Here is a 12,943-nt window from a genome sequence, read left to right as displayed (position 1 = left end):
CCGATGCCGAAGTGCCCACGGGGGTAGAGGGTCCGACCAAACCCGTCATCATCCATTTGCATGACGATGAAGCCGCGCAAATCTGCAGAGTTGCTCGATAGAGGCGGCCGGTCCGGGCGTGCGCGCCAGTGAACGCGGCACCGGTAGGATGAGCGGGAGCGTCATGCTTAACGAAGATTTCAATGAAGACGGTTTTTGTTGAGGCCCTCGGGGCCAGGGTTTCAAGCATTGGCTTTGGCTGTGCGTCGCTCGGAGGCCGCGTTGGCGCCCGCGCGGGTGTTGAAGCGCTGGAGCGCGCCTACGACGCCGGAATAACCTGGTACGATGTCGCGCCGTCGTACGGGGATGGGATGGCAGAATCGATTTGCGGCCGGTTCGCGTCCAGTAAGCGCGGCAGCGTCCATATCTGCACGAAGGTTGGGATGCGCCCAGGTGCGACTTCCGGCACCATGCGCTTCCTGAAGCCCATAGCGCGCGCCTCCCTGGCTCTACTTCCCGGGCTTCAGCCCCGCCTCTCGGCGATCAAGCCGAAGCCGTTCAAGGTGCCACTGACCGCCGAGCTGATTAGGACGAGCGTGGAGGACAGCCTGACGCGTCTTCGGACGGATTATGTGGATGTGCTTGCGCTCCACCGTCCTACTCGGGAGGAAGCCGTTCGCGAAGATATCATCCGAGCGGTTGAACGCGTCGTCCAGGATGGTAAGGCCCGGGCAATTTCGATTGCAGGCAACAACGAAATCGAAGCGGAGAGCCTCGATGAATCATTGCCATATCGACTGATGCAGGTCGCAAACAACCCGCTCGAACCCAATCTGCAGAGGTCAAATGGCTCCGGGCGTCGGACGACCTTTGTGACGTATGGATCATTTGCGAGCGTCGGTCCGCTGGTCGCAAAAGTAAGTGCAGCGCCATGCCTGTTGAATCACCTTCGTGACGCGGGATACCGAGGCAGCCCTGCCGAGGTTGTGGTCGCCTTTGTCGTGGACTATGCGCTTGCGACAAATTCGACGGGAGTCACGCTGTTTTCGATGCTTCGGAAGGAGCACCTAGCGTTCAATCTGCTGCGCTTGACGCAATCGCCGAAGGTTCATCTGTTGAACCGCGTCGCCACCGAGCTGTCGGGTGCGCCGAGGCGAGCCGATCGACTTGTCGGCGCTTCAAATTGAAGTAGTGGGAGTGACGGCCCGTATTGTGAGCATGAGGTCTACTCCGTCATGATCATTCAATGGACGGCTGGGTCTGCTAAAATTGGCACCCGCGATGCTTCGACTGGTTGTGCAACGATGGCCGAGAAGCGCGTGGGCGGCCTCAGCGGCGTGAGGCGGTGACCTTGGTCTACGGTGTGCGGGTCCGGTAATCGCTCGGAGACAGATGATGTGCGGAATTGTTGGTGTTGTCGGACAGGGCCCGGCGTCTGCTGTTTTATTGGATGCGCTCAAACGGCTTGAATATCGTGGATATGACTCCGCGGGTATTGCGACACTCGAAAACGGTTCATTGACCCGGCGTCGTGCAGTCGGAAAGCTTGCGAATCTCAACAATCTGCTCGCCTCGGAGCCGCTTTCGGGCCGGATTGGAATCGGTCACACGCGTTGGGCAACGCATGGCCGTCCAGATGAGAACAATGCGCATCCCCACATGGTTGACGGGGTTGCCATTGTGCACAATGGAATCATCGAAAATCATCGGGAGCTGCGCGAGCACCTCCAGGCGACCGGCGCCTACCTTGCGACCGACACTGATTCCGAGGTGGTTGCGCATCTCGTCAGTCGCGAGAGGAAGAACGGGTGCGAGCCGGCCGCGGCGGTACGCAAGGTGCTCCCGCGCTTGAAAGGAACGTTCGCACTCGTGTTCTTGTTCGAAGGGCACGACAATCTGCTGATAGGAGCCCGAAAGGGCTCCCCCCTTGCGGTCGGCTACGGTCGGGGCGAAATGTACCTCGGCTCGGATGCGATCGCCCTCGCACCTCTCACGGATATCGTGGCCTACCTCGAGGACGGCGACGTAGCCATCGTTGCGCGAGAGCAAATCGAGTTCTTGGACGTAAATGGCGCGCCTCTACGGCGTGAATCGACCAAGATCGCAAGCTCGGCGGTCGTTGTTCGCAAAGGTGGACATCGTCACTTCATGGCCAAGGAGATCCACGAGCAGCCGAAGGTGGTCGCGCATACGCTCGCACAGTATGTCCAGCGCAACGGTTCAATCAGGCTGCCGGCCGGCTTGGACGCCGAGTTCAGGAAGGTCGATCGTGTCTCGATCGTTGCTTGCGGGACCGCCTTCTACGCCGGCTTGGTCGCGAAGTACTGGTTTGAACGCTACGCCAAGCTCCCGGTCGAAATCGATGTTGCATCGGAGTTCCGCTATCGCGATGTACCTCTTGGTGCGGGCAATCTGGCGATCTTTGTGTCGCAGTCGGGCGAAACGGCCGATACACTCGCCTCGTTGGAGTTCGCCAAGACCCGCGGTCAGCGTGTTCTTTCGGTCGTCAACGTGCAAACCTCAACCATGGCCCGTGCGAGCCATGTGGTACTGCCGACGCTGGCGGGTCCCGAGATCGGTGTCGCGTCCACAAAGGCGTTCACCTGTCAGCTTGCGACCTTGATCTGCATTGCAATAGCGGCCGGCCGCAGTCGTGGCGTGCTCTCAGCCGAAGACGAGAGCTCGCTTGTCCGAGATCTTGCCAAGGCCCCAAGCTATATGGCCCGTGCGCTCGAATTGGAGCCGAAAGTCCGCGAGATCGCGGGCAAGCTCTGTTCGGCAAGCGACGCTCTATTCATCGGTCGGGGCACCAATTACCCGCTGGCCCTGGAAGGTGCCCTCAAGCTCAAAGAGGTGACCTACATACACGCCGAGGGATATGCGGCGGGCGAGCTCAAACATGGACCCATCGCGCTAATAGATCAGGACCTGCCTGTCATCGTCATAGCGCCGAGCGACGCGACGTTCGAGAAGACCATATCCAACATGCAGGAGGTCATCGCCCGTGGCGGTCGCATCATCCTGTTGACCGATCAGAGAGGCGCTTCACTCGGAGCATCCGGTGCTTGCGCGACGTTGAGCTTGCCCGAGATGCCCGAGGTCGTGGCGCCGCTGGCTTTTGCGGTGCCGCTACAGCTTCTGGCTTATCACAGCGCCGCCGCTCTCGGGACCGACGTAGACCAGCCGCGCAATCTCGCAAAGTCCGTGACGGTCGAATAAGTCGTCAGGCGTGCAGTCTCTGTGCGTACACTTCAGGACGATGTCCGATGATGCTGGTGTGACAGACGTGCGCTCCAGACTGGGTGCCTCTTTAGAGCAATCCCTATCATCGGCCGTCCTGCGTAAGATCCTCCGGCCTTCGGACTGAAGCTCAGCGCTGAGGTCCGCAAAGCAGGCGGCCTCGCCATCTTGTAAGAGCGTTGGCGGGGCCGCTGCTGCTCCGAAAATCAGCTAAGACCGGCGGCGGTCCCCGCCGGCGCAGCAGAACAATCTGCCGGAGTGTAGAGAGAGTTCTCGTGTGCGCATCCATTCGGATCGATCCAGCATCGCGCATCGTGAAGGTGACCCGGCCAGGGGAGTAGCCCTTTCGTGTATTGGAACACAGATCAGCGTGGAGATAGCCTCAGATTGAGCCCGTCCAGTCGACGGGCTCATTCGGCATAGGCGTACGCTTTCGCGAGGATTCATGTCTGTTTCGACCAGAACGGCCGGCGCCGACATTCGACGTGGCGATATGGTCAAAATTGTTAACGGCGAACTGTTCCCGGCGCTCCTGTACGAGCCATACGACGGAAGCGCCGGCGAAGACATTCCCGAGGGCGCTCGTGCCTATTGTCGCAACGACAGAATCTGGCGAGCGATGCCGCCCGGCTTTCGTCCGTCCTAGAGACGGCTGGGGCGCGCTTACCGCTGGCGCGACGGCTAGGAAAGCGGATGCTTCGGCCGATATGGGCTGTGAGGGTTCACATCGAGCTCGACGATCTCGACGCAGCCTTGTGGCTGGGTATGGCTGGAGCCGGTTCGCCAAGGCCCATCGCGAAGTCGGGCCGCGCTTACCTTTGTAAGCCATAGACAGCGCCACTCGCCTTGCGGCGGGAGACCCGACTTGCTTTGGCCGCCGAACTGATAGGTGAGCGCCTTCTCCTGCTGTTGCGAATGGCCGAGGATGACGGGACAGAGTTCACGGCGATAGCCGTCATATAGACAGAAGACCGGCTTGCGGTTGCGTATAGCTTGTTCGAACAAGCGGTAGTTGGAGCTCGGCATCGCTCTCTCCTTTACACCACCCCGCGCTAGAAGGTCGCGGCCATTGCCGCGAGGCGTCGATAAGCCCTTTCACGGGCAGCATCGATCGGCTGCTGCGGTCCGGTGGTTGGACCGATCAGCAAGAAGCGGACATCGCTGATTCCAACAAAGCGCAGGATTTCCCGCAGGTAAGGCGTTGCCATGTCGATGCGGCCGCGGTTCATGCCGGTGGCGAAGTCGCTGCCGCTGGCGAGGATGACCAGCGTCGGCCGGTCCTGCAGCAGCGGGAAATACCCTTGCGACGGATCGAACCGAAAGGTGAGCCCGGGCTGGACGATGATGTCGAACCACTGCTTGAGCTTGTAGGGAATGCCGAAGTTCCACATCGGGGTCGAGATCAACACCCGATCGGCAAGCGAAAAGCGCAGCGCCATTCGCTCGGCCTCGGCAAAACTGTTGCGTTGTGCCTCGTTGAAGGTCTGAGCCTTCATGCGTGCATATTTGGCCTCGACGATGGGGCCCGTGAACTCCGGCATCCGTTCTCGCCAGATGTCCACGACATCGATGTCCCAATCCGGCCGGGCCCGGCGGAAGCCGTCAAGAAAGACGCGCGCGCCGGCAGTCGATGCGGACTCGGCGCGAGGCGAGCAGGACAGATGCAGGAGCTTTGCCACATCTCATCCCAGCGCTCTGATGACGGTATCGGCCCTGGTCACGACCGCGACGTTCTGCATGGCAAAATTGATCGAGGCGTTGTGCCAGTCGGCGTTCATGGTCGAGCAGCAATCCTCGGGCACGATCATGAAATAGCCCTTGTCGGCGCCGGTCCGCGCCGTGTGCTCGACCGACATGTTGGTCCATGCGCCCGTGTTGATGATCATGTCGCGGCCGGTGGCTTTCAGGATCGTCTCCAGCCGCGTGCCCTCCCAGGCGCTCATCCGCATCTTCTCGACCACGAAATCGCCGGGCCGGGGCTCGAGGCCGGAGACGGGCGCGGCGCCCCAGCTTCCGCGTACCATAGCCTTGCTGTCGACCAGCCTCTCGAACAAAGGTGCGTTCAGCGTGACGCCAGGCGCACCGGGTTCGACGACAAACCAGACATGGATGATGGCGACGCCGCGGGAGCGCGCGGCCTCGGCAAGGCGGCGTACGTTTTCCACCACATGCTGTTGTTTTGCGTGCCCCGGCGCGCCGGACTCGGCGAAAGCGCCGCCGTCCATGATGACGTCGTTCTGGAGGTCCTGGATGATCATGGCGCAGCGCTGTGGATCGAGCCGCATCTCGCCCTCGGCGAGTACGGGCGATGCCGGCGACGAGCTCGGGGCCGCTCCGCCGCCGGCGTGCCGGCCGCTCATATAGGGCTCGTGACGCGGGCCGACCCTGGTCGGGATCGCGTACACCGAATGGGTCGAGGTGAGATAGAGCGTGCGGAAATCCGGGCCGCCCCAGGCGAGATTCGCGACCAGCTCCGGCACGCGGATCTTGCCGAGCAGCTCGCCGCGCGCCGAATAGACCCAGACGCCGCCGGGCGCGGTGACCCAGACATTGCCGTGCTGGTCGCACTTCATGCCGTCCGGAACGCCCGGCTCCAGCTCGGACTTGATGCCGCTCGCGAACACCCGCGCGCTGGACAGCGAGCCGTCGCCGTTGACGTCGAACACGCGGATCAGCGCCTGCACGGTGTCGTTGACATAGAGCAGCTTCTCGTCCGGAGAGAAGCACAGTCCGTTCGGCTGGTCGAACAGGTTGCGGTCCACCACGAGCTTCGGTTCGCCGCCCTGCACCACGCGATAGACGCCCTGGAAGCCGAGCTGACGCGGCCGCTCGACACCATAGACCGGCATGCGGCCATACCAGGGATCGGAAAAATAGATCGCACCTGACGAGTGCACGCAGACGTCATTGGGGCTGTTGAGCTCCTGTCCCCCGAAGTGCGAAGCCAGCACCTCGCGCCGCCCGTCCGGGCGTTCGCGGACCAGCGACGATGTCGCGTGCTCGCAGACGATCAAATTGAGCTCGGCGTCATAGGTCATGCCGTTGCATTTGTTCGAAGGACGCTTGACCTCGATCACGCCGCGCCGCGCATCCCAGCGACGGCGCACATCGCCGGGCATGTCCGAGAACAGCAGATAATGATCGACCGGATGCCAGATCGGCCCTTCCGTGAAGTCGAAGCCGGTGCCGATCTGTGCGACCGGCGCATAGGGATCAATCAGGTTCTCGAACTCGCTTCGCAGGGTGACATGCGTCATCGGTCGATCCTCGGACGCATGATCCGGAAAAGTGTGGAGCGGTTTTCCGAAAGGATCATGCGCAAAAAAGCCTCACGCCGGGAACCAGTTGCGCTGGGGGAGGGACTGCACGATCGGGCCAGGAACCTGATCGTGGAGACGTCCGACCACGTTGCCGCCTTCGATCTTGGCGGGCCGGTCGTGGACCGGGAGCAGGTAGCGCGAATTGCTCAAAAGTTTCTTGATCGCCGCCTTTTCCGCGCGCTTGCTGGTGCCGTGGTTGCCGGTGGTGCGCGGCTCCCAGTCGTGGATCTCGTGGAAGGGCGTGACGATCTGGTCGTTGAAGTCGTAGATCACGTCGCCGCAGATGGTCGCGATGCCGTCGGCGGTATGGACGATGATGTTCATCGATCCCTCGGTGTGGGCGTTGGCGGCATCGCAATAGACGCCGGGCATCAGCTCGATCGGGCCGGTGATTTCCAGGTCGAGGAAGCGCAGCGCGCTCTTGGTGTGCAGGCGGTCGATCAGGTGCTTGATGTCGGGCGCCGGATATTGCGGATGCATCAGGCCGGAGACGGAATATTCGAGCTCCTTCCGATTGACGACGACGGTCGTGTTCATCGGGAACAGATCGTCCTTGCCGGCATGGTCGATGTGCAGATGGGTGTGGCAGACGAAGCGCACGTCGCCCATGCGAACGCCGTGGCGCGCGAGTTGGTTCTCGATCATGTGTTCATGGTACTGAAGCCCCCGCATGCCCAGCGTCTCCATGATCTGGTTGGAGCGATAGCCGGTGTCGACTACGACCGGATAGGGACCGCCGAGGATCAGGAAGCCGAGGGTGAGGACGCGGCGGGTGCGGCCGCAGTCGCGGCCGAGCACCAGGAAGCTCGATTCCAGCTCGATATCGCCATAGTCCAGGATCTTGATCTCCAGCGCCATACGTTTCCCTCCTGTCTCGTTTCTCGTCTGTCAAAGCCGGTAGACGCGCGTCGCCGTCGCCCGGAAGATCGCATCCTGCTGCTCGGCGCGCAGCGACGCGGCGGCGGCGCGAAAGGCACCGATGAGCTGGCGATAGCTGGTCCACAATTTCTCGATCGGAAAATTGGAGCCGAACAGGCAGCGATCGGCGCCAAAGATCGCGACGGTATCAGTGACAACGGCGGCGATATGCGCGGGATCGTTGCGATGGATGAAAGTGCCGAGCCCGGAGAGCTTTGAGACGACGTTCGGGCAAGTCGCAAGCCGGGCCATCCCTGCGCGCCAAGCGGCGCGCCCGGCCGCGGAAAGGTCTTCGAGCATGCCTGCATGCTGAAGGATGAAAGTCACCTTGGGGCAGGACTCGGCGAGCTGCGCCGCATCCGGCATCTGCGGCGTGAAGACCTGGAGATCGAAGCTCCAGCCGTAGTCGGCGAGGTGCGCAATGTTACGGCGAAGCGTCGGATCGATGCAGAGATCGGGCTTGGACGCGAAGCGGTAGAGCGGGTTCTCATGCCAGTGCAGCTGCATCCGCACGCCACGCACCAGGGAATAACGCTTCAGGCGGTCGAGCTGCGGGCGCACGTCGTCGGCTGCGAAATTGGCGTAGGCGACGATGGCATGCGGCCAGCCGCGCTCTTCGGCGGTCCGCTGCACCCCGGCTGCTTCGTCCTCGAAGTGCTCAGGCGCCCAATTGGTCTGCACATAGACCGATCGGGTGACGCCGGCACCCTTGAGATCGCCGAGATACTCCTCGATCGGATAGTCGCGGCGGATCGGCTCGTACGGTCCGAAGATGCGCGGCTGCATGGGGCCGATCAGCCAAGGCAGGTCGGCCTGCCGCCAGATGTGATGATGGCCGTCGACAATATCGTTCACGCAGCTCTCCTTCGTCCCAGTGCCAGTACATGGGCTACGATCGAGACGCTCGATCCGCCGTCGACGAGATCGTCGACGAAGCGTTCGATCGCGACGAGCGCTTCGGTCTGCGGGCGGAAGCCCGGTCCTGTCGCGAGCGGCGTCAGCCAGCTCAGGCGCCAGGCCCGGCGCGACAATTTCGCCACGGCGTCGCGAAGAGCATCGGGTTCGCCGCGCTCGAGCCCGTCCGAGACGACAACGACGGCGGCGCCGCGGGCATAACCGGCGAACCGCGGCACCGCGAGGAGCGCCTGCAGCGCGTCGCCAATGCGTGTGCCGCCGTCCCAGTCGCTGACCAGGTGCGCTGCGGCGCTCAGCGCCTGTTCGCGGCGCTTCATCCGTAGTGCGCGGGTGACACGGGTCAGCCGGGTGCCGAAGGTGAAGACCTCGACATTGGGGGCAGCCTGCACCAGCGTATGCGCAAGCTTCATGTTCTCCTCGGTGCGGCTCTTCATCGAGCCGGAGACGTCGATCAGCAGCAGGATCTTGCGCGGGCGCTGGCGCCGTTTCATGTGGCCGAGCCGCAGGATCTCGCCATCACTGCGGACGCTGTCGCGCAGGGTGCGGCGCAGATCGGCGAAGGGGCCGCGGCGCGCCCGCATGCGGCGGTGGCCACGCCGGCGGGGCAGGCGCCGCGGCGCCTCGCGTGCCAGGCGTCGGAGCGGATCGGAGGTGGAGAGCTGTGCAAAACGGCGCTCGACCAGCGCTTCGGTGCGGGTCGCGGTGAGGCCGGATTCGTTGGCGTCGTCTGAGAGCAGCGGCTCCTCCTCGCCGCGTCCTTCCTCCTGGAGCCGGACCGTCTCATCGTCCTCGCCGTCGTCGGCGTGTTCGATCGCATCGCTGCCGCGGAAGTGGAGGTCGAACAGCCGGTCGAAGGTCGCGCGGCGTTCGGGCGGCGGGGCGAGGGTGGCCAGTGCAGCCTGCCTGATATGCTCGAGGTGGCGCGGACCGAGCAACTCGATCGCGGAGAGAAATGCAGTGGTCTGTTCCGGCGCGACGGCGAAGCTGTTGGCGCGCAGCAGTGGGGCGAACGAGATGAAGATTCGGGCAGCGCGCGGAAGCTGGAGCTGTTCGCTCATGCGGTTGCCTCCGCGAGCATCGCATCGAGCCGGGGCGCGATGAAGTGCAGGTCCTCCTCGTCCTTGAGCGCGACGCCGATCGAACGCTTGAAGGCATCGGGCCAGCGCGCGCCACCTTTATGGAGGAGCGTTGCGGCCTCGGCCCAATCGACGGCTTCGGCGATGCCAGGCGCCTTGCTCAGCGGTTCTCGCCGCAATTTCTCGACGGCCGCAACGACGGCCCGGGCTGTGGCATCGGCGACGCTGGACGCGCGCATCATGATGATCCGCGCCTCCCGCTCGGCGGTGGGATAGTCGATCCAGTGGTAGACACAGCGGCGCCGCAGGGCTTCGTGTAGATCGCGCGTCCGGTTCGAGGTGAGCACGACGACCGGCCGCTCCGCGGCGCGGACCGTGCCGCGCTCGGGAATGGATATCTGGAAGTCGGAGAGGAATTCCAGCAGGAATGCCTCGAACTCCTGGTCGGCACGGTCGATTTCGTCGATCAAGAGCACGGTGGAATCAGGCGCGCGCAGCGCTGCCAGCATCGGTCGCTCGATCAGGAAGGTTTCCCCGTAGATGTCGATGCTGTCGTCGCCCGCCTGGCGGATCGCGAGCATCTGGCGCGGGTAGTTCCATTCGTAGAGCGCGGCAGATGCGTCGATGCCCTCATAGCACTGCAGGCGGATCAATTGCCGGCCGAGCACGGCAGCGATGGCTTTCGCCGCTTCTGTCTTGCCGACACCGGGCGCGCCTTCCAGCAGCAGCGGCTTGCCGAGGGCGAGCCCGAGATAAGCGGCGGTCGCGAGCCCCTCGTCGGCGAGGTAATAGGCCGCCCGTAGCGCCTTCTCCAGCGCCTCCGGGGTGTCGATGCCGACGATGTTGCTGCGAACGGCCACGGTGTCTCCCTCAGCGCCGTGCCTGCGGCCGCGCGCCGCCTTGGGCTTTGATCGCCCGCAGCACCTTTTCCGGCGTGATCGGCAGATCGTCGATGCGTACGCCGACGGCGTTGAAGATCGCATTCGCGACGGCCGGCAGCACCGGGTTGGCACACATCTCGCCGGGGCCCTTGGCACCGAAGGGGCCGTCGGGCGCGGGGCGTTCCAGCACGGCGATGTCGTGCGGACAGATGTCGCCCGGGCCAGGCATCAGATATTCGACGAAGTCGCGGGGCCCGTGAACCGGTTCGGGGTAATAGGGCTCGGGCGTCTCGTAGAGCGCGTGACTGACACCCATCCAGGCGCCACCAACCAGCTGCTGCTCCACCAGGCGCGGGTTCAGGGCGCGGCCGAGCTCATAGGCCGAGTCCATGCGGACCATCGCAACCTCGCCGGTCTCGTCGTCGACCTCGACTTCAGCGACGAGGCAGGCGTGGGCGTAGCAGGTCGCCGGCGACATCTCGCCCGTTTCGGGATCGACGTCGGACAGCGGCACGAGAAAGATGCCGCGACCGGAGATGGTCTTGCCCTGCTTGAACTGGGCGGCAATCGCGACATCCTTGGTCGAGATCGAGCGATGCGGCGCACCCTTGACGTGGATGTTGCCACGGCCGTCGGTGTCGAGATCGGCGGCGTTGACCTCGAGCTCCTCGGCCGCCGCTTCCATCATCACGCCGCGCGCCTCGCGGGCGGCGGCCATCACCGCATTGCCGACACGGTGGGTGCCGCGTGAGGCGAACGAGCCCATGCAGTGCGGACCGGTGTCGGAATCGGCGGTGTCGACATAGACGTCCTCGACCGGCACGCCCAGTGTCTCCGCGCAGATCTGCCGCGTCACCGATTTCATGCCCTGCCCAAGATCGATCGACGACAGCGCCACTGTGAACTTGCCGCTGGGATTGGAATGCACCAGCGCCTGGCTGGGGTCGCCGCCGAGATTCATGCCGATGGGATAATTGATCGACGCCATGCCGCGTCCGCGATGCCGGGTCATCTTAGCGTCTCCTGGTGCCGAAGACGGAGGAGAAACGAGTCGCGCCATGCGAAGGCGCGGTGGGCCGTGGCGAGGGGGCCGGCGGAGTTGGTGGTGGCGGCTCGCGCGGCGGTTCGCGGGTGACGGTGGGCGGGAGCCGGTCATAGCTGGTGCGCTGCTGGACTGGCGCGGCCGGCCGGCTGCGCGAATCCGTCGGCGTAGGCGGGATCACGGCGCGGCTGCCGCCACCGTCCTTGCGCGAGGAGGCCCGCTTGAACTCCTCGCGGATCGGCCATTTGGCTTTTTCCGCGGCGACCTGCACGCACTCGATCAAGGCGGTGTTCTTGGCCTCGCGCCGGTGGGCCTTCATGTCGCCGTCGCGGTAGGCGTTGAGGATGCGGAACTCCATCGGGTCCATGCCGACGAGGTTCGCCAGCTTGTCCATCTGGCACTCGATGGCGAAGTCCATCGCGGTGACGCCGAAGCCGCGCATGGCGGTGGCCGGCGTGCGGTTGGTGAAGACGCAATAGACGTCGCCATGGACGTTAGGGATCGTATACGGACCCGGCAGATGCGCGGCGCATTTCACCGCGGCATAGCTCGACAGCCGCGTATAGGCGCCGCTGTCGAAATAGGCGCGGATCTTGCGCGCGACGATGCGGCCGTCGCGCATCACGCCGTCCTTGATGTAGATGCGCTCGGCTCCGCGCGGCGGGCCGTATTGCATCTCCTCCTCGCGGCCGAACACGTAGCGGACGGGGCGCCCCGTCAGCATGGCGCCGAGGATCGCGAGCGGCTCGGTCAAGGTGTCCACCTTGCCGCCGAAGCCGCCGCCGACGGTGCCGCCGATGAAGTGGAAGGTGTTGGAGGGCACGTCCAGGATCTTGGCGCAGGTGTCGACCGAGAAGAACAGCGCCTGGGTCGAGGTGTAGACGACGTAGCGGCCGTTGGTGTCGGGCGCGGCGATCGCGCCGTTGGTCTCGGTCGGCGCGTGCTCGATCGGCGACATCTGGTAGCGCTGCTCGAGCACGTGGTCGGCGGTCGCGAGCGCCGCATCGGCATCGCCAAAGCGCAGCTTCTGGTGGTCGTAAACGTCGTGATAGGTAAAGGTGTTCTTGGGATAGGTCTCGTTGACCACGGGCGCACCGGGTTTCAGTGCATCCTCGACGTCGAACACCGACGGCAGCGGTTCGTAGTCGACCTTGACCTTGGCGACCGCCTCGAACGCCTCGCGCTCGCTGTCGGCGACGATGGCGACGATCGGCTCGCCCTTGTAGCGGACCTTGTCGACGGCCAGCGACGGCTCGTCGTCCTTGCCGAAGTTGATCAGGCTGAGGAGCGTGTTCAGATTGACCGGCACATCGGCCCCGCGAATGATGCGGCGCACGCCGGCCGACCGCTCGGCCTCCGTGGTGTCGATGCGGCGCAGCCTTGCATGCGGATGTGTCGAGCGCACGACCTTCAGGTGCAGCATGCCCTGCAGCTTGTGGTCATTGAAATAGCTCGAGGTGCCCGTGACGTGGCCGAGCATGTCCTGGCGCTGGGTGCCCTTGCCGATCTCCTTGAGATTATCGTCGCGCTCGTCGGCGAAGATGTCCTTGCGCAGTTCCAGCATGGTCGCGT

General features: G+C 64.1%; 12 protein-coding genes. 3 read left to right on the top strand and 9 right to left on the bottom strand.

All coding sequences use genetic code 11. The features are described from left to right. Positions 1–182 precede the first annotated feature (182 nt). From QA642_RS31365 to QA642_RS31355, 3 genes are all read left to right on the top strand, one after another. Complete coding sequence (locus QA642_RS31365) at positions 183–1,166, top strand: aldo/keto reductase (RefSeq protein WP_283080313.1); 984 nt, start codon at positions 183–185, stop codon at positions 1,164–1,166. Positions 1,167–1,374: 208 nt separating this feature from the next. Further along, a complete protein-coding gene (gene glmS / locus QA642_RS31360) occupies positions 1,375–3,198 on the top strand; it encodes a glutamine--fructose-6-phosphate transaminase (isomerizing) (protein ID WP_283080312.1) in 1,824 nt (607 codons plus the stop codon). 466 nt (positions 3,199–3,664) lie between these two features. Then, complete coding sequence (locus QA642_RS31355; RefSeq protein ID WP_283080311.1) at positions 3,665–3,865, top strand: hypothetical protein; 201 nt, start codon at positions 3,665–3,667, stop codon at positions 3,863–3,865. Positions 3,866–3,900: 35 nt separating this feature from the next. Here QA642_RS31355 and QA642_RS31350 read toward each other — a convergent pair whose 3' ends face one another. From QA642_RS31350 to QA642_RS31310, 9 genes are all read right to left on the bottom strand, one after another. Continuing rightward, on the bottom strand, positions 3,901–4,245 hold the full coding sequence (locus QA642_RS31350; protein ID WP_283080310.1) for a hypothetical protein: 345 nt from the start codon (positions 4,243–4,245) through the stop codon (positions 3,901–3,903). 26 nt (positions 4,246–4,271) lie between these two features. Continuing rightward, positions 4,272–4,898, bottom strand: coding sequence for an NAD(P)H-dependent oxidoreductase (locus QA642_RS31345; protein WP_283080309.1), 627 nt, complete (start codon positions 4,896–4,898; stop codon positions 4,272–4,274). Between the two features lie 3 nt (positions 4,899–4,901). Beyond that, a complete protein-coding gene (locus QA642_RS31340; protein WP_283080308.1) occupies positions 4,902–6,476 on the bottom strand; it encodes an isochorismatase family protein in 1,575 nt (524 codons plus the stop codon). Positions 6,477–6,548: 72 nt separating this feature from the next. Beyond that, positions 6,549–7,397 carry an MBL fold metallo-hydrolase gene (locus tag QA642_RS31335; protein WP_063694536.1) on the bottom strand — a complete coding sequence of 283 codons (849 nt, stop codon included), beginning with the start codon at positions 7,395–7,397 and terminating at the stop codon, positions 6,549–6,551. A gap of 30 nt (positions 7,398–7,427) precedes the next feature. Further along, entirely contained in the window at positions 7,428–8,312 is an 885-nt protein-coding gene (locus QA642_RS31330) for an amidohydrolase family protein (protein ID WP_283080307.1), read from the bottom strand. Continuing rightward, a complete protein-coding gene (locus tag QA642_RS31325; protein ID WP_283080306.1) occupies positions 8,309–9,430 on the bottom strand; it encodes a VWA domain-containing protein in 1,122 nt (373 codons plus the stop codon). The genes QA642_RS31330 and QA642_RS31325 overlap by 4 nt, the downstream gene beginning before the upstream one ends. Further along, entirely contained in the window at positions 9,427–10,308 is an 882-nt protein-coding gene (locus tag QA642_RS31320) for a MoxR family ATPase (protein WP_283080305.1), read from the bottom strand. Before QA642_RS31320 ends, QA642_RS31325 begins: the two co-directional genes overlap by 4 nt. A 10-nt stretch (positions 10,309–10,318) precedes the next feature. Next, on the bottom strand, positions 10,319–11,341 hold the full coding sequence (locus QA642_RS31315; protein ID WP_283080304.1) for a molybdopterin cofactor-binding domain-containing protein: 1,023 nt from the start codon (positions 11,339–11,341) through the stop codon (positions 10,319–10,321). A 1-nt stretch (position 11,342) separates the two neighbouring features. After that, positions 11,343–12,935, bottom strand: coding sequence for a molybdopterin cofactor-binding domain-containing protein (locus tag QA642_RS31310; protein ID WP_283080303.1), 1,593 nt, complete (start codon positions 12,933–12,935; stop codon positions 11,343–11,345). Between the last annotated feature and the right edge of the window lie 8 nt (positions 12,936–12,943).

Origin of the sequence: Bradyrhizobium sp. CB2312, assembly GCF_029714425.1 — a bacterium.
GTDB lineage: Bacteria > Pseudomonadota > Alphaproteobacteria > Rhizobiales > Xanthobacteraceae > Bradyrhizobium.
This window is presented reverse-complemented; position numbering and strand designations above follow the sequence as displayed.